Below are 15556 nucleotides of genomic sequence, written 5' to 3'. Positions count from 1 at the left end.
GCCCCGCCCGCGGTTATGGTGAGCAGGTGATCGCCGAGTCGACCAGGAGCTGGAATATCGGCCGCGACGCGACCGCCGCGGCACTGCTGCTCGCGGCGCCGGCGCTGCCGTGGAGCCTGTACTTCGGCGCCGGCATCCCGGCCAGCAAGCCCGGCCTCTTCGCCGCGCTGGCCGTGGCCACCGTGTTCGCGCTGGCAGCGATCGCCGCGACCTACGTCGGTCCCTGGGGGATCTTGCGTGTGCCCAACAATCCCGCCGTCGCGGGAAGGCTGCGGCTGTTGCTCAGCGCGCCGTATCTGGTGTTGCTACTCGGCGTGGTGGCCGCCGACGTGGTCCAGACCGTCCGCTACGGCGGAAGCCCGCGACCGCCCGGCGGCGTCGGGCCTGGCGCCTTGCTGGGCGCCGCCGGCGCGCTGCTCGCCGCGCAGCCGGTGCTCGCTGGGCCGGTACGACTGTGGCGACGCACGGTCCAGATCCTCGGCTACGCATCGATCGCCGGTGCCACGTTGAGTGTGCTGTTCAACCTGTACTGGCGGGTGCGCTACGCCCTGCCGGATGCGAACTCCCCGACCGGCTTCGGCCGGCAGCAGGTCGCGATCATTGCGACCGCCCTGGTGTACGGAGCGGTGGCGTGGGCCACGGTGCTCGTCGCCTCAAGGTGGGTTCTGCAGCGCGACAAGGCTTCCCAGCTCGGCGTTGTCCTGCTCGGTGGGGCCACTCTGCTCGCCGGACTCCTGGTGTGGGTGCTGCCGGTGGGCCGCGACATCGACGGTTTTCACGGGATCGCGCAGAACACCTCCACCGCGGGGGTCGGCTTCGAGGGCTACCTGGTGTGGGTGGCCGCCGCAGCGCTGTTCGCGGTGGCGGCGGCACGCGGCGCATCGGCGGCGACGTGGCTGGGAGCCACCCGGAACACGTTGCTGCTCATCGCGATCTGGAGTCTGGGGTCGGCACTCATGCGCATCGTGGATCTCAGCGTCGCGGTCGGCCTGGACCTGCCGTATTCGCCGTATGACAGCGCGGCGATGGCCTCCTTCGACGTGGTGACCGCGGTGATCGCGATCTGGCTGCGGCTCAACCTGGGCACTCGCTCCCTGCCGGCGGCGGCCGTCTGGTCGGTGAGCGCCGTCCTGTTCGGTTTCACGATCGCCCGCGTCGTGGTGGGTGTCGGTCTGGCTCCGCGACTCGCGGAAGCCCAGCGTGCCAGCGCCTGGGCGAACCCGGTGTACGGCAACGGACTGGCGCAGCAGATCACCAGCACATTCGACGTAGTGCTGTGCGGCCTGGCGTTGTGCGGCCTGGTGGTGGCGATCGTCGTCGGACGCTTGACGGTGCCCACCGACGACCGCCCCATACCCGGCGAGCCCGGCACACCCCGCATCTTCCGATCAGCCGACTCCCCGGCCGTCGCACCCGCGGGTGGACCGAAGATCTATCGGGGAACCGACGATTCAGCCGAAGACGCCGTAGAGCGTTTATCGGACGCCGACGGCGGGTAGCCGAAACTGCGTTTCTGCTCGTGAGCCCGGTCGGGTGGACGATACGAATGAAGGTCACCATGTACAGCACTGCACTGGTCGCAACGATGGCACGGCGCATCACCCGGTACCTGGGTGCGGCCCTGGTGATGGGCGGTGCCGCGCTGGTCGCTCCCGGCACCCCGTCCGTCGCGGCGCAGCCCTGCCCCGACGTGCAGGTGGTTTTCGCGCGCGGCACCGCCGAGCCGCCCGGCGTCGGTGGCATCGGTCAATCTTTCGTCGATGCGCTACGCGCCAAGGTGGGTGAGCGCTCCTTCGAGGTGTATCCGGTCAACTACGCCGCCAGCAGCGACTTAGGCGGCGGAGTCGACTTCGCCCGCACCGTCGTCGACGGCATCCGAGACGCCGGCAGCCATATCGAGAACACCGCCGCGAACTGCCCCAACACCCGCATCGTGCTCGGCGGCTTCTCGCAAGGTGCGGCGCTGGCCGGCTACACCACGTCGTCGGAGATCCCCAAGGAAGTCCCCGCCGAGTACCGTGCCTACCTTCCCCAGCCGATGCCGCCGTCGGTGGCCGACCACGTTGCCGCGGTCGTCTTGTTCGGCACGCCCTCGGCGGAGTTCCTGGCACCCAACGGCGCGCCACCGGTGCGGATCGGCCCACTGTATGCGTCCAAGGCCGTGGAGCTCTGCGCCGACGGCGACACCATCTGCAACGGCGCCCCGGCCGGCGGACCGCCCATCGCGCACGCGTCGTACGGCGTCAACGGAATGACGGAGCAGGGCGCCGACTACGCGGTCGCCCACCTCTGAGCGCACTCCGTTGAGTCAGGGCAGCTCGAACGGCAACTGAATGCCTTCGTGCGGCAAGCAGTGCGTGCAGGTCCGCTCTTCATCGATCTGCTCGATCGCTTGGTGCACCAGGCTTTTGAACGGCTCGATGTTCTTCTGGAACTCCGCGAACACGTCGACGACCTTCACACCACTGCCCACGTCGGCACCGGCGTCTAGATCGGTGACCAGAGCTACTGCGGCATAACACATTTCCAGTTCACGGGCCAGCACGGATTCGGGATATCCGGTCATGTTGATCAGTCGAAATCCCGCCGCGGCGAACCATTGGCTCTCGGCGCGGGTGGAGAACCGCGGCCCCTGGATCACCACCATGGTCCCGCCGTCGACGACGTCGGGCAGGCCGGTCACCGCGGTCCGCAGCGTCGGGCAGTACGGGTCGGCGAACTCGACGTGCACGCCGCCGTCATCGAAGTAGGTGTCGACGCGGCCCCGGGTGCGGTCGACCAGCTGATCGGGCACCACCACCGAGCCGGGGGGCAGCTCCGGAGTCAGGCTGCCGACCGCACAGGGCGCGAGGATCCGACGCACCCCCAGCGCCCGCAACGCCCACATGTTGGCCCGATAGGGCACCGTGTGGGCCGAATACTCGTGCGCGGCGCCGTGACGCGGCAGAAACGCCACTTCGTGCCCGCCGACGGCACCGATGGTGATGTCCGCGCTGGGCGTCCCGTAGGGGGTGTCACAGCTGACGCGGCGCGCATCGTCACCGAAGAACGAGTAGAAACCGCTACCGCCGATCACGCCGAGCAAGTCGTGCTCCTCCCGCATGCAAGGATCGTGCGGTGGCCAGCTTCGCACAGTGGATAGAGGGGGCGCGTCCCCGCACCCTGCCCAACGCGATCGCTCCGGTGATCGCCGGAACCGGCGCTGCAGCCTGGCTGGGCGCCGCGGTGTGGTGGAAGGCGTTGCTGGCGCTGACCGTCGCGGTGGCGCTGATCATCGGCGTGAACTACGCCAACGACTACTCCGACGGCATCCGTGGCACCGACGACGACCGGACCGGACCGGTGCGCCTGGTGGGCGCCCGGCTGGCGAGCCCGCGCGCGGTGCTCACGGCAGCGATCGCCGCGCTGTCGGTCGGAGCGCTGGCCGGTCTGGCGCTGGCCCTGGTCAGCGCGCCATGGCTGCTGGTTGTGGGTGCGGCCTGCATCGCCGGCGCCTGGCTGTACACCGGCGGGTCGCGACCGTACGGCTACGCCGGCTTCGGCGAGATCGCGGTGTTCGTGTTCTTCGGTCTGGTCGCGGTGCTGGGCACCCAGTACACCCAGGCCCTGCGGGTGGACTGGGTCGGCGGCGCGCTGGCGGTGGGCGTCGGGGCACTGTCGTCCGCGGTGCTGGTGGCCAACAATCTGCGCGACATCGCCACCGACAAACCGGCCGGCAAGATGACCCTGGCGGTACGCCTCGGCGATGCCCGCACCCGGGTGCTGTTTCAGCTGCTGCTGGCGCTGGCCGGGGTGCTGACGCTGGCCCTGATGCGGGCCACTCCGTGGTGTGCGGCCGGGCTGATCGCGACGCCGCTGGCGCTGCGGGCCGCGGCCCCGGTGCGCTCCGGGCTCGGCGGCGCGGCACTGATCCCGGTGCTGCGCGACACCGGGCTGACCATGCTGGTGTGGGCTATCGCGGAGGCGACGGCGCTGTTTCTCCGTTGACGAGGGCGGTTCACTCCCCGCGCAGTCGGGCCTGCAGTTCCTCGCGAGCCCGGCGGCGTCGCTCGCCGGCCACGGTCAAGCTCTCGGTCGCCCGCTTACGCAGCGGCGTGAAGATCCACATCCCCAACGGCAGCGCCACGATCAGGGCCAGCATCGCAGCGATGATCGGCGGAAAATCGCTGAGCCCGAGCAGCCGGCCCAGCCCGTAGATCACCGCCGTCAGCACAACCACCAGCGCCAGCCGCGCCGCCGTGTACACCGCCACATCGACTACCGCACGGCCCAACGGGGCCCGACCTGTCGCCACGGTGATCAAGCCTACTGGCGGGCTGGACCGGCCAGGACGACGCTAACGGTATATTCGGCGCCAGGAGGTGTCGCGAGTGCTCTACCTGCTCCTCGTCCTGACCCTGGGAACGCTGCTCTACCTCAGCCTGCGCGCCATCCGTGCCCGGCCGAAGACCCGCGTGATCGGTCCGGACGACGACCCGGAATTTCTCTGGCGGATCAGCCACGGCGACAACCAGCCCTAGGGCTGCCGCACCCCTGAATCAGGCCCCGACCTACACGAAGTGCTGGTTGAACCGGTCGTCGCCCGGGAACGCCTCGGCGACCACCGCAGCCAGCTCGACAAGCGCCTCGCGGGTCTCCCGCTTCAGCCGCATCAGGTCGATCTCCGCGCCTTCTTCCAGGTGCGGGTCGAACGGCACCAACCGCACCGCGCGGCAGCGCCGGGAGAAGTGGTCGACCACCTTCTGCATGTCGACCTTGCCCGAGCGTGGCCGCACCGCGTTGATCACCGCGATCGAGTTGCGCACCAGGTCCTCGTGCCCGTGCGCGTCGAGCCAGTCCAGCGTCGCCGAGGCACTGCGGGCGCCGTCGACCGAACCGGAACTGACCACGATCATGGTGTCGGCCTTGGCGAGCACCGCTGACATGGCCGAGTGCATCAGACCGGTGCCGCAGTCGGTGAGGACCAGGCTGTAGAACCGCTCCAGCACCTGCAGGGTGCTGGCGTAGTCCTCGGCGCTGAACGCTTCCGAGACGGCCGGGTCGCTGTCGGAGGCGAGCACCTCCAGGCGGCTGGGGCCCTGGTTGGTGTAGCTGCGAACATCGCTGTAGCGCTGGATTCCTTCGGCGTCGCGCAGCAGGTGCCGCACCGTCGCCGGCGTCTCCATCGGCACCTTCTGGTTCAGCGTGCCGCGGTCGGGGTTGGCGTCCACGGCGACCACCCGGTCGCCGCGAATGGAGGCGAACGTGGCCCCCAGGGTCGCGGTGATGGTGGTCTTGCCGACACCGCCCTTCAGCGACAGCACCGCGATCCGGTGGCAGCCCTGCAGCGGCCGGTTCACCTGCACCACCAAGTCGTTGAAACGGGTGGTTCGCGGGCTCTCCCCGACGTTGATCAGCTGGCCGGACAGCACGTAGAGCAGGCGGCGCCAACCCGACGTCGGCGGCGGCTTGACCTGCCGCAGCAGCGAGGTGGTGGACAGATCCGAGAACGGGGCGATGGGCTCGGAGGCACGATACGGGGCCTGTCCGGCACCGCCGGGGCTGCCGCTGTAGTAGACCGGAGCGGGGTTCTCCATGGGCTGGGGGACCCAGGTGGGCGATGGGTTGGGGTTCCAGGACTGTTGCTGAGGCGGGGTGTCCGCGGGCGCCGGCGGCCACGGGTCGACCGGCTCGGAGAACCGGCGCTCGGTGCGGAAGCCGCCGAAGGAGCGGGTCTCGCCTCCCTCGGGCCGCTGGTTGAACGACCCGGTAGCCCCGGACTCCGATGCGTCCGCTGGGCGGTCAGCAGCCTCGCTGACGTGCTGTAACGGCCGGAACTGGGTGGTCGGATGATCCGTCACGTCGTGGCCCGCAGTGACATCACCGGGTGCATGGTCGGACACGTGTATCTCCCCTGTCGCACTGGTTAGGACGTCAATGGACGTCGGTAACCGCAGGGTAGCGCAGCTGTCATAAAGGAATCTGTCAGCTGGATTAGCCGACTCCGGCATACGAGTGCAGGCCGACGGTCACCAGATTGACGAAAAACAGGTTGAAGATCATCGCCGCGAAGCCCACGACGTTGATCCACGCCGCCTTGTAGTCGCGCCATCCGGCCGTCGACCTGGCATGCAGATAGGCGGCGTAGACGACCCAGGCGATGAACGACACCGTCTCCTTGGGATCCCAGCCCCAGTAGCGGCCCCAGGCGCCCTCGGCCCAGATCGCGCCGAAGATCACACCGAAGCCGAACACCGGGAAAGCGAAGATCGTGGTCCGGTAGGCGATGCGGTCCAGGGTTTGCGCATCGGGCAGCCGGCGCACCATCCGGGCCAGCGCCCCCGGGGCGTCGGGGTCACTGAGCCGCGACGAGCGGATCAGAAACAGGATGCTGGCCACCCCGGCCACCAAGAACACCCCGGAGCCGATGCTGACCACTGACACGTGGATCGGCAGCCAGTAGGACTGCAGTGCGGGCATGACCGGCGCGGCCGTGGCGTAGAGCCAGCGCCCGGAGACCGTCAGCAGGATCAGAACCGGCAGCAGCACGAACACCCACAGGTTGCGGTGTTGCGGCCTGCGCAGCGCGACCGCGGACGCCACCAGCCCGGAGAAGCAGGTCAGGTTGATGAACTCATACATGTTGCCCCACGGCGGGCGCAGCGTGGCGGCACCGCGGAACACGATGCAGGCCAGCAGCAGGGCGATGCCCAGGTAGACCAGGGCCAGTCCGGCGCGGCCCACCCGCTCGCCCAGGGGCCGTCGCTGCGCAGCGAGCACCACGCCCGGGGTGGCACTGTCGGGGCGCACACCGCCGGCGGGAACCAGCTCGGCCTCGGCGGGTGTGCGGGCCCGGCTGGAGGCCAGCTCGACGGCCAGTAGCAGCATTGCGATGACCAGCACGACCATCGCCGAGGTGAACGCCCAGTCGGAGTAGCGCGCCAGCCCGACGTCGATGTGCGTGGTATTCATCTAGATCTCCTTGCCGAACAGCCGCGCGCTGAGACGCTCGAACTCGTCACCCCAGCCGGAGTTGTCGGTGCGAGCCAGCCCGCCTAGCTCGACGTTCACCGTACCGGCCTGCTCCATCGACTCCGTTGGCGTGATCCGGACCCAGATCCGGCGGCGGCGCACCACCAGCGACACCACCAGTCCCGCCATCATCGTCATCGCGAACACCAGCACCCAGATCTCGGCGGGGTCGTGCGACACCTGGATGTTGACAAACGGCACCGCACCGTCGAAGCGCACCCTGGTGCCGTCATCGAGGCGGATCTGTTCACCGGCCTTCAGGTTGGACCGCGCCACCTTGGTCAGCCGACCCTGGTCGATCAACCGGGAATCCAGCGTGAACAGGCTCTGCGGCCGGCCGGTGTCGAGCCCGGTGTCGCCGCGGTAGACGTCGATCGCCACCGCCGGGTCGTTCATCGCGGGGAACGCCGACGACAGCAACCGGTTGTCGAGCTGTTCGGTCGGCGCGAACAACCCCTGGATGCCGATCTGGTGTTTGCGGCGCTCGGCGGCGTCGGGGTAGACCCCGGCCGGGGGGTCGATCCGGACCGCGCCCGACGACAACAGGGTCAGCGGGTTGTCCGGGCGGAACTGCACCGTCTGGGTGCGGGTCTGACCGTCCGGGAAAGTCACGGTGAAGGTGGGCGCGTAGCCGTGGCCCTGCAGGTAGGCCCGCACGCCGCCGACCCGCAGCGGATGGTTGACCTCCAGCAGGTAGGGCCGCCACTGGTCGGTGCGCAAGTCTTCGCCGGCCTGGTAGTCGATATGCGCGGTGAAGGAGGTGGCCAGCCCGGAGACCAGATAGTCGGCGGTGAAGTCGTTGACCCGCACGCACAGCGGGTGCAGCTTGGTCCCGTCGACGGTGGCGCCGGCGCGGAACGAGTCGAACGCGGCCGGCGACGCCGAGCAGAATCCCGGTCCGCCGTCGGCGATCACCATCACGTTGCCCTCGTAGCCGAACATGCGGCCGAGCGCGACGGCGGCCAGCAGCCCCAGTAGCGCGAAATGGAAGATCAGATTGCCGAATTCGCGCAGATAGCCCTTCTCCGCCGAGATCTCAATGCCGCCGGCGACGCTGTCCGAGGAGCGGGTGATCCGCCGCCAGCCGCGCAACTCTGCGGCCATCCGGGCGCCGAGCTCGCCGGCGTCACCGGTCAGCTGCGCGCTGGCGTGCTTGGGCAGCCGGGACAGGTTGCGCGGTGCGGCGACCGGAGTGGCGCGCAGGTTGCGCAGGTGCTCCAGGGTCCGCGGGGTCAGGCAGCCGATCAGCGACACGCACAGCAGCACGTAGATGGCGGTGAACCAGAAGCTGGAAAAGACGTCGAACGCCTGCACGCGTTCCAATAGCGGGCCCAGCACCGGGTGCAGCGCCAGGTACTCCTCGACCTTGGCGGCGTTGAGGCTGCGTTGCGGCAGCAGTGCCCCGGGGATGGCGGCCAGCGCCAGCAGCACCAGCAGGACCAGCGCGGTGCCCATCGAGGTCAGCGCCCGCCAGGTGTTGCGGGCCTTGCCGGCGAGCAGACGCAAAGTCCCCCTAAAACGCGCCATTTTGGGGGCTTTAGCGTCTGTTCGCGGTGCAGAGGTGGCGGCCATCAGATCGGCAGCCTGACGTCGGAGACCAGCCCGTCGCGGACCGCGGCCACGAAGTGGTCCCACACCCCGGTGACCAGGGCGAGCCCGACCGCGATCAGCAACACCCCGCCCAGGACCTGGATCGCGCGGGTGTGCCGGCGCAGCCAACCGAGCCCGGCCACTGCGCTGGCCGACCCGAACGCCAGCGCCACGAACGGGATGCCCAGGCCCAGGCAGTAGGCGATCACCAGCACCACGCCCCGGGCCACCCCGGCGCCGTCGGTGGTCGAGGCGACCGCGATCACCCCGGTCAGGGTCGGCCCCAGACACGGTGTCCAGCCGAGCGCGAACACCGCGCCCAGCAGCGGCGCCCCGAACACGGTGGACAGCTGCTGCGGGGTGAAGCGGACTTGCCGCTGCAGCGCCGGGACGAAGCCGACGAACACCAGGCCCATCAGGATCGTCACCGCGCCGCCGACTCGCTGCAGCAGCACCTGATTGGTGATCAACGTGGTGGTCATGCCCAGCACGGCCACCGAGCCCAGCAGGAACACCGCGGTGAACCCGGCGACGAACAGCGCCGCCGACCCCGCGACACGCCACCTCGCGCCCGGCGGGGGCTCGAGCGCACCGGCCCTTGGAGTTTCGTCGACGCCCACCACGGCCGCCAGGTAGGACAGGTAGCCCGGCACCAACGGCACCACGCACGGCGAGGCGAACGACACCAGCCCGGCCAAAGCCGACACGGCGACGGCCAACAGCAGCGGACCGGTGGTGGCGGTAGCGGTGAAGCCGCTCACGGCGCCGCCTCGGCAGCCAGCCGCTGCACGACGGGCTGCAGGTCTTCGGCGAGTACTTCGCGGAGGAACACCGCCGCCACCCGGTGCTGGCGGTCGAGCACCATGGTCGCCGGGATCACCGACGAGGGGTAGCGACCGCCGAACGCGATCATGGTGCGCATCGCCGGGTCGTAGATCGACGGATAGGTGATGCGGCGGTCGGAGATGAAGTCGCGGGACGCCTGCGGCTCGGGGTCGCGGACATCGATGCCCAGGAAAGCGACACCCTGGGCGCGGGTGTCGTCGTAAACCTTTTGCAATTGGCTGATTTCAGTACGGCACGGTCCGCACCACTGCCCCCACACATTGACGACGACGACCTTGCCACCGAAGTCGTCGACGCCGATGGTGCGTGACGGGTCCATCAGGTCGGGCCCGGAGATCGGGCCGGGCCGGCCGCGGGTGTCCGGTGGGTCGTAGAAGATGTCGGTCTTGCCGCCGGGGGAGACGAACTCAAACGTTCCGCCGTGCGTGACGGCATCGTCGCCGACCGAGCAGCCCGAGATCAGGGCGGCCAGCACTGCCCCGACGATCAGCACTGCCCGCATCGTCAGCCGCCGGCCGGAACCTGGTAATCGACGTCGACGAGAAGGTCACCGTCGTAGATCAACGTGGTCACCGAACCCACGCCGCATTCGCGCCGGCGCGGGTCGTGCCAGAGCCGGTTGCCGGTGAGGTGCTGGCGTGCGGTCCAGACCGGCAGCTGATGGCTGACGCACACCACCTCGTGGCCGGCGGCGCGAGCGCGGGCCTTACTCACCGCGGCGGCCATCCGGGCCGCGATCTGGTCGTAGGGCTCGCCCCACGACGGGGTGAACGGGTTCCGCAGATGCCACCAGAACCGCGGGTGGCGCCAGGCGCCGTCGCCAGGTGAAACCCGCTTGCCCTCAAAGATATTGGTCGACTCGATCAGGTCATGGTCGGTGTCGATCGGCAGGTTGTGCCGGGCGGCGATCGGGGCGGCGGTCTCCTGGGCGCGCTGCAGCGGCGAGGCGATCACCGCGACGATGTCGCGGCCGGCCAGCAATTCGGCGGCGGCCACGGCCTGGGCGCGGCCGGTGTCGGAGAGCCGGAAACCGGGCAGCCGGCCGTACAGAATGCCGTCGGGATTGTGGACCTCGCCGTGGCGGATCAGGTGGACGCGGGTTTCTTCTGCCATCAGGGTTTCGGCTCTCCGGTGGTGGCGGCGGCACGTGCCGCGGCGGGTAGCGCAGCGGCGATCTGTTCGAAGGCCTCGTCGGTCAGGGCGGCCGAGACGAACCACGCCTCGAAGGCACTGCAGGGCGGGTAGACACCGGCCTCGAGCAGGGTGTGGAAAAACGCCGGGAAGCGCCAGGTCGCACTCGCGCGGGCGGCGGCGAAGTCGGTGATGGGCTCGTCGGCGAAGAACACGCTGAACATGTTCCCGGCCCGCGGAATCTGGTGCGGCACACCGGCGTCGGTCAACGCCTCGGCCAGCATCGCGGTCAGTCGGTCGGCGTTCTTGTCCAGCGCGGCGTAGACGTCGTCGTCGGCGGCACGCAGGGTGGCCAGACCGGCGGCGGTGGCCACCGGGTTTCCCGACAGCGTGCCGGCCTGGTAGACCGGCCCCAGCGGCGCCAGCCGGTCCATCACCTCGGCGCGGCCACCGAATGCCGCGGCCGGCAGCCCACCGCTGATCACCTTGCCGAAGGTGAACAGGTCGGCGTCCACCGGATCAATGCCATACCAGCCGCTGCTGCTCACCCGAAAGCCCGTCATCACCTCATCGATGATCAGCAGCGCCCCGTGCTCGCTCGTGATCGTCCGCAGCTCGGCGTTGAAGCCGGGCGCCGGTGGCACCACACCCATGTTGCCGGGGCTGGCCTCGGTGATGACGGCGGCGATCTGGTCGCCGAACTCGGCGAAGGCCTTCCGGACGGCGTCGACGTCGTTGTAGGGCAACACGATCGTGTCGGCGGCGGTGGCGCCGGTGACCCCCGGCGACGACGGCAGCGACAGGGTGGCGACCCCGGAGCCTGCGTCGGCGAGCAGCGCGTCGACGTGGCCGTGATAGCAGCCGGAGAACTTGACGACCTTGGACCGTCCGGTGAAGCCGCGAGCCAGCCGCAGCGCGCTCATGGTGGCTTCGGTGCCTGAGTTGACCAGCCGGAGCTTGTCCACCGCCGGTACCCGGGCGATGATCTCGGTGACCAGCTCGGTCTCGCCGCGAGTAGGTGCCCCGAACGACAGGCCGGTCCCGACGGCGTCGCGAACCGCGTCGACCACCGCGGGGTGCGCGTGGCCCAGGATCATCGGCCCCCAGGAGCAGACCAGGTCCACATAGCGGTTGCCGTCGACGTCGGTCAGCCAGCAGCCCTGCCCTTCGGCGATGAAGCGGGGCGTGCCCCCCACCGCTGCGAAAGCCCGGACCGGTGAGTTGACGCCGCCGGGGATCACCGCGCAGGCCTCGGCGAACAACCGCTCCGACACCGCTGTGGCTCGATCCGCATTACCCACGGCGACCAGTGTCCCAGCTCGCGCGACCTCGCTCGACTACAGGGTGTAGTTGAGGGTTGAAGTGGGTCGGTGCCCGGAGTTGGATGGCAATCATGCAACTACCGCAACGGCTGGCCCGGTTCAACCGGCATGTCACCAACCCAATCCAGCGAATGTGGGCCGGCTGGGCTCCGACGTTCGGAATCCTCGAGCACGTCGGGCGGCGCTCCGGCAAGCCCTATCGCACCCCGCTGACCGTGTTCAGCACCAATGACGGGGTGGCCATCCTGCTCACCTACGGCCCGGACCGTGACTGGCTGAAGAACATCACGGCCGCCGGTGGTGGCACCATGCGCCGGCACGGCAAGACCTTCGGCGTTAGCGAGCCGCGGGTGGTCAGCAAGGCAGAGGCGGCCGAGCACGTCAGCCCGCGGGCGCGGAGGGTCTTTGCCCGGCTGCCGTTCGAGCAGGCGGTGCTGCTCACCCGGCAGGCCTGAGCGGTGCAATTCTCCGAGCGGCGCGCCCGGTTCAACCGGGTCGTGACGAATCCGTTGTTCCGCCCGATCTGCGGCTGGGTGCCGATGTGGTCGATCGTCGAGCACACCGGCCGGCGCTCCGGCACCACCTACCGCACCCCGGTCTCGATGTTCCACACCGACGACGGCGTCGCGGTGCTGCTTCCGTACGGCACCGGCCGCGACTGGGTCAAGAACCTGCAGGCCGCCGACGGCGGGCGGGTCAAAGTCGGCGGGAAGACGTTCGCCGTCACGAACCCGCAGGTGGTGCCGACCGATGAGGCGGTGGGGCTGCTGAAGCCGCCGTGGCGTCAGCTGCTTGGACGGGCCGGGGTGCCGCACACCCTGTTGCTTACCCGCGCTTGAGGCCGGTGCCGGAGATCGAGAGCCTGGAATCCCCGCTGGGCTGGCTGCTGGCGCCGGTGACGGTGCAGTCCTTCCTCGACGAGTTGTGGGGCGCCGCCCCGCACCACATCGAACGTGGGCGCACCGACTACTTCGAGCGCCTGCTGGCCGGGCCGTCGGCGGCCGAGGATCTGCTGGCGGCGTTAGGCACCGAGCCGTCCGCGGTACGCCTGGTGCGTGGCGCCGATCACCTGAAGCCCGAGCAGTACACGCTGCCCGACGGCACCCTGGACGCGGCGCGCGTTCGCGCCGCGGCCGACGCCGGCTACACGATCATCTGCAACAACATCGAGAAGTACCTGCGCACCATGTCGACGCTGACCCACGGTGTCGAGGTCGAGCTGAACTTCCCCACCCACGTCAACGCCTACATCACGCCGCCGGCCGCCACGGGCTTCCTGCCGCACTACGACCACCACGACGTGCTGGTGCTGCAGATCCAGGGCAGCAAGACCTGGTATTTCTACGGTGACGACCCGGTGCCACCACACCTGATGCAACAGCTGCACGAAGTCGACCCGGCTGACCTGCCGGAGCCGACCCGTTTGCACCTGGCGGCCGGGGACACCCTGTACCTACCGCGGGGCCGCGTGCACTCCGCCGAGACCGCAGCGGGACCGTCGGTGCACCTGACCGTCGGGATCCATGTGCCGACCGTGCTCACGCTGCTGACCCACGCCCTGCACATGCTGAGTCTGCGCGACGACGTGGTGCACACCCGGTTGCCCGCAAGACACCTGGACGACCCGCGGGTGCGGGCGAGCCTGGCCACCCTGATCCATGCCGGGCTGACTGCCGTCGAGTCCCCCGACACCGTCGCGGAAGGCCTTGGCGCCATGCAGGATCTGCTGGTGCGGCGAGCCCGCTGCCCGGTGGTCGGCCAGGTCGCCGACACCGTCGGGCTCGACGCCGACACGGTGGTGCGCAAGCAACAGCCGCTGTACTCCCGAGTGACCACGACGCCCGACGGTGTCGGCCTGCAGTTCGCCCAGCTGATCGTCACGGCACGCCCGGATCACGAAGCCGCGATGCGGTTTTTGTCGGAGCGCACCGAGCCGTTCCGGGTCGGCGAACTTCCGGGACTGGCGACCGCGCAACAGGTAGAGCTGGCCCGCAGTCTGATCATGAGCGGTTTTCTGGTGCGCCCGCCCGCCCGATAAACCGCTTGAGGTACATGGACCTCCATGAATGCGGACGAAATCGCCAATCGCCCCCGCATTCGGAGGAAACTTCCAGGAAATGACCAAGATTTGAGGTTTAGGCTTCGGCTATTCACCGCGCGAAAGGCGGCTATGACGGAGCCGATCTGGATGGCCTCACCACCGGAGGTGCACTCAGCCTTGCTGAGCAGCGGTCCGGGCGCCGGGCCATTACTGGCTGCCGCCGCGATGTGGGATGCGTTGAGTACGGAATACACCGAAGTGGCACAGGAACTTTCCGCGATGCTCTCGGCGGTGCAAGCGGGATCGTGGCAGGGGCCGAGCGCGGAATCCTATGTGGCGGCCAATGTTCCGTATCTGGCCTGGCTGGCGAAGGCCGGCGCGGACAGTCTGGCGCTGGCCGCCCAGCACCAGACCGCCGCCACCGCCTACACCTCCGCGTTGGCCGCCATGCCCACCCTGGCCGAGCTGGCGGCCAACCACGCCATTCACGCGGTACTGGTGGCGACGAATTTCTTTGGGGTCAACGCGATTCCGATCGCCCTGAACGAGGCCGACTACACCCGGATGTGGGTCCAGGCGGCCGCCACCATGTCGACGTATCAGGCGGTGGCCGGCGCCGCGGTGGCGTCGTCGCCGGCGGCGTCGACCGCGCCGACGGTGCTCAACCCCGATACCCCCCAGCACCGCGACCACCAGCACCGGACCGATCAGGCACCCACCCAGGACTTCGGCAACATCTACCAGGAGAGCTGGTGGACCACCCGGATCGCCGAGATCAACGAGGCCATCCAAGCCGACCTGTCCAGCAACAACCCGCTGACCAGTCTGATCAGCGATCCGGTGCTGATGACGATCGCTCCGCACTACGCGGGTGAGATCGTCCTCGGGATAGCGCCGGCCGTCACGTCGCTGACCGAGACGATGCTCGGCTTGGTGGCTCCGGTCTCACCGGTGGGCGGATTCGCCGGTCTCGCCGGGCTGGCCGGCCTGGCGGGTATCACCGCTCCCGCCGCGCCGGCGCTGCCGGCCCCGAGCACGCCGATGCCCGTTCCGGCCGCCGCTGCACCACCGGCTCTGTCGGCCCCGCCGGCCCCCGCCCCGGCGGCTCCCCCGGCCATGGCTCCGCCGACGCTGGCCCCGGCCGCCACTGTCGCCGGAGGCGCCCCGGCGGTTCCGCCTCCGTTCACCGGCGCCGAGGCAGGGTTCGTCCCCTACCTGGTGGGCGGCGGCCCGGCCAGCGGGGCGCGCATGAAAGTGCGCGTGGGCACTCCTGCGCAGGACCAGCGCCGCGATGCGGCCGAGGCGGTGGCCGCCAGTGCCGCTCTCGCGGGCCAGCAGCGCCGCCGACGGCAGCGCAAGGCCCTGACCGATCCCGGAAACCGCTACGAATACCTCGACCCGAACGACGTCGCGGCCGCCGAACACGGCGCGGGCCCGATCGGGTTCTCCGGCACCGTTCGTCACGAGACCGGTTCTGCGGTAACCGGATTGACCACCGTGACCGAGAGCGCCGCGGGCCCGACCATCCCGATGTTGCCGCACACCTGGGAAACTCCCGAAGACCCGGACCAGCTCAGCTGAGTCGGCCTGCGCGCCAGTCAGCTAACCGGCTAGC

At 69.7% G+C, this 15556-nt stretch carries 17 protein-coding genes; 8 read left to right on the top strand and 9 right to left on the bottom strand.

The window, feature by feature from the left end:
• Positions 1–26 precede the first annotated feature (26 nt).
• The gene (locus K3U94_RS03080) at positions 27–1499 is read left to right on the top strand and encodes a DUF7937 domain-containing protein (RefSeq protein WP_047319683.1); all 1473 of its coding nucleotides are present in this window, start codon (positions 27–29) and stop codon (positions 1497–1499) included.
• A gap of 59 nt (positions 1500–1558) precedes the next feature.
• Positions 1559–2293 carry a cutinase family protein gene (locus K3U94_RS03075; protein ID WP_434084903.1) on the top strand — a complete coding sequence of 245 codons (735 nt, stop codon included), beginning with the start codon at positions 1559–1561 and terminating at the stop codon, positions 2291–2293.
• 15 nt (positions 2294–2308) lie between these two features.
• Here the strand turns inward: K3U94_RS03075 and K3U94_RS03070 are convergent, their stop codons facing one another.
• Positions 2309–3103 carry an S-methyl-5'-thioadenosine phosphorylase gene (locus tag K3U94_RS03070; protein WP_220695536.1) on the bottom strand — a complete coding sequence of 265 codons (795 nt, stop codon included), beginning with the start codon at positions 3101–3103 and terminating at the stop codon, positions 2309–2311.
• Between the two features lie 14 nt (positions 3104–3117).
• On the opposite strand from K3U94_RS03070, the gene K3U94_RS03065 reads away from it, so the two are divergent.
• Positions 3118–3987 (top strand): 1,4-dihydroxy-2-naphthoate polyprenyltransferase, encoded by an 870-nt coding sequence (locus K3U94_RS03065; RefSeq protein ID WP_220695535.1) that lies wholly within the window; start codon positions 3118–3120, stop codon positions 3985–3987.
• A gap of 10 nt (positions 3988–3997) precedes the next feature.
• Here the strand turns inward: K3U94_RS03065 and K3U94_RS03060 are convergent, their stop codons facing one another.
• On the bottom strand, positions 3998–4294 hold the full coding sequence (locus tag K3U94_RS03060) for a DUF4229 domain-containing protein (RefSeq protein WP_052956908.1): 297 nt from the start codon (positions 4292–4294) through the stop codon (positions 3998–4000).
• Between the two features lie 76 nt (positions 4295–4370).
• Between K3U94_RS03060 and K3U94_RS03055 the strand changes: the two genes are divergently transcribed.
• Positions 4371–4520 carry a hypothetical protein gene (locus K3U94_RS03055; RefSeq protein ID WP_105294679.1) on the top strand — a complete coding sequence of 50 codons (150 nt, stop codon included), beginning with the start codon at positions 4371–4373 and terminating at the stop codon, positions 4518–4520.
• A 30-nt stretch (positions 4521–4550) separates the two neighbouring features.
• On the opposite strand, the gene K3U94_RS03050 is transcribed toward K3U94_RS03055, so the two are convergent.
• From K3U94_RS03050 to hemL, 7 genes are all read right to left on the bottom strand, one after another.
• Positions 4551–5888 (bottom strand): MinD/ParA family ATP-binding protein, encoded by a 1338-nt coding sequence (locus tag K3U94_RS03050; protein ID WP_047319736.1) that lies wholly within the window; start codon positions 5886–5888, stop codon positions 4551–4553.
• 85 nt (positions 5889–5973) lie between these two features.
• Positions 5974–6951: a c-type cytochrome biogenesis protein CcsB gene (gene ccsB / locus K3U94_RS03045; protein ID WP_220695534.1), complete on the bottom strand. Its 978-nt coding sequence runs from the start codon at positions 6949–6951 to the stop codon at positions 5974–5976.
• The gene (gene resB / locus K3U94_RS03040) at positions 6952–8538 is read right to left on the bottom strand and encodes a cytochrome c biogenesis protein ResB (protein ID WP_230987372.1); all 1587 of its coding nucleotides are present in this window, start codon (positions 8536–8538) and stop codon (positions 6952–6954) included.
• 44 nt (positions 8539–8582) lie between these two features.
• Positions 8583–9362, bottom strand: a complete 780-nt coding sequence (locus tag K3U94_RS03035) for a cytochrome c biogenesis CcdA family protein (RefSeq protein ID WP_047319677.1) — start codon at positions 9360–9362, stop codon at positions 8583–8585.
• Positions 9359–9949, bottom strand: coding sequence for a TlpA disulfide reductase family protein (locus K3U94_RS03030; protein ID WP_047319676.1), 591 nt, complete (start codon positions 9947–9949; stop codon positions 9359–9361). The genes K3U94_RS03035 and K3U94_RS03030 overlap by 4 nt, the downstream gene beginning before the upstream one ends.
• Before the next feature lie 2 nt (positions 9950–9951).
• Positions 9952–10560 carry a histidine phosphatase family protein gene (locus K3U94_RS03025; protein ID WP_220695532.1) on the bottom strand — a complete coding sequence of 203 codons (609 nt, stop codon included), beginning with the start codon at positions 10558–10560 and terminating at the stop codon, positions 9952–9954.
• A complete protein-coding gene (hemL, locus tag K3U94_RS03020) occupies positions 10560–11879 on the bottom strand; it encodes a glutamate-1-semialdehyde 2,1-aminomutase (protein ID WP_220695531.1) in 1320 nt (439 codons plus the stop codon). Before hemL ends, K3U94_RS03025 begins: the two co-directional genes overlap by 1 nt.
• Positions 11880–11971: 92 nt before the next feature.
• Here hemL and K3U94_RS03015 point away from each other — a divergent pair, with 92 nt between their 5' ends.
• From K3U94_RS03015 to K3U94_RS03000, 4 genes are all read left to right on the top strand, one after another.
• A complete protein-coding gene (locus K3U94_RS03015; RefSeq protein ID WP_047319735.1) occupies positions 11972–12355 on the top strand; it encodes a nitroreductase family deazaflavin-dependent oxidoreductase in 384 nt (127 codons plus the stop codon).
• 3 nt (positions 12356–12358) lie between these two features.
• On the top strand, positions 12359–12739 hold the full coding sequence (locus K3U94_RS03010) for a nitroreductase family deazaflavin-dependent oxidoreductase (RefSeq protein ID WP_047319673.1): 381 nt from the start codon (positions 12359–12361) through the stop codon (positions 12737–12739).
• A gap of 5 nt (positions 12740–12744) precedes the next feature.
• Positions 12745–13938: a JmjC domain-containing protein gene (locus tag K3U94_RS03005; protein WP_230987371.1), complete on the top strand. Its 1194-nt coding sequence runs from the start codon at positions 12745–12747 to the stop codon at positions 13936–13938.
• A 132-nt stretch (positions 13939–14070) separates the two neighbouring features.
• Positions 14071–15522, top strand: a complete 1452-nt coding sequence (locus K3U94_RS03000) for a PPE family protein (RefSeq protein ID WP_220695530.1) — start codon at positions 14071–14073, stop codon at positions 15520–15522.
• The last annotated feature ends 34 nt before the right edge of the window (positions 15523–15556 follow it).

The organism is Mycolicibacter heraklionensis, assembly GCF_019645815.1.
GTDB classification, from domain to species: Bacteria; Actinomycetota; Actinomycetes; order Mycobacteriales; family Mycobacteriaceae; genus Mycobacterium; species Mycobacterium heraklionense.
Note: the sequence above shows the minus strand (reverse complement) of the source record. Positions and strands in the feature narration are given on the sequence as shown.

Excerpts from the sequence above, each read along its gene's own strand:
- K3U94_RS03075 (WP_434084903.1), top strand. The coding sequence starts at position 1,559 with ATGTACAGCACTGCACTGGTCGCAACGATGGCACGGCGCATCACCCGG.
- ccsB (WP_220695534.1), bottom strand. The coding sequence starts at position 6,951 with ATGAATACCACGCACATCGACGTCGGGCTGGCGCGCTACTCCGACTGG.
- K3U94_RS03030 (WP_047319676.1), bottom strand. The coding sequence starts at position 9,949 with ATGCGGGCAGTGCTGATCGTCGGGGCAGTGCTGGCCGCCCTGATCTCG.
- K3U94_RS03070 (WP_220695536.1), bottom strand. The coding sequence starts at position 3,103 with ATGCGGGAGGAGCACGACTTGCTCGGCGTGATCGGCGGTAGCGGTTTC.
- K3U94_RS03015 (WP_047319735.1), top strand. The coding sequence starts at position 11,972 with ATGCAACTACCGCAACGGCTGGCCCGGTTCAACCGGCATGTCACCAAC.
- resB (WP_230987372.1), bottom strand. The coding sequence starts at position 8,538 with ATGGCGCGTTTTAGGGGGACTTTGCGTCTGCTCGCCGGCAAGGCCCGC.
- K3U94_RS03025 (WP_220695532.1), bottom strand. The coding sequence starts at position 10,560 with ATGGCAGAAGAAACCCGCGTCCACCTGATCCGCCACGGCGAGGTCCAC.
- K3U94_RS03000 (WP_220695530.1), top strand. The coding sequence starts at position 14,071 with ATGACGGAGCCGATCTGGATGGCCTCACCACCGGAGGTGCACTCAGCC.